Source organism: Pseudoalteromonas sp. RB2-MNA-CIBAN-0110 (assembly GCF_040309305.1).
GTDB lineage: Bacteria > Pseudomonadota > Gammaproteobacteria > Enterobacterales > Alteromonadaceae > Pseudoalteromonas > Pseudoalteromonas arctica.
Map to the genome: position 1 here is coordinate 1 of NZ_JBEOOQ010000106.1, position 462 is coordinate 462.

A 462-nucleotide genomic window follows, 5' to 3' on the forward strand; every position below is an offset into this window, starting at 1 on the left:
CCCTTGTTGGCAGTGGTTTTGACCAAGCGCGCAAGCGAGATAAGTTTTGCCACAACCTGTTGCTCCTGTGATCAAGATGTTTTGGTGAAGACGAAGCCATTCACCTTGTGCTAATGAACGGATCTGAGCTTTATCGAGTTGTCGTGCTGCGCCATAGTTGAGTTGGGCAAGTGTGCCGCCAACTCTGAACTTTGCTTGTCGCGTTAGGCGATCTATTTTACGCTGATCACGCTGCGTTATTTCATGTTCAAGCAATAAACTTAGCCGCTCTTCGAAGCTTTGTTCAACGTATAAATTGGGTTGCTCGTATTGCTGCAATAGCGCATCACGTATGCCGCTTAGCTTTAAATTACTTAACTGATTATTAACTTGTTGATTGATATTTTGCATAAGTCTTCCTATGGTTTGTTAATTTTTATTAATGGTAATAGTGGTTGCCACGGATATTTTTATGATCAATAT

Annotated in this window: 1 pseudogene; it reads right to left on the minus strand. The window is 41.6% G+C overall.

The features are described from left to right. A pseudogene (gene istB, locus AAEY68_RS20745) lies at positions 1-390 on the minus strand (IS21-like element ISShfr5 family helper ATPase IstB); the annotation flags it as partial. Positions 391-462 lie beyond the last annotated feature (72 nt).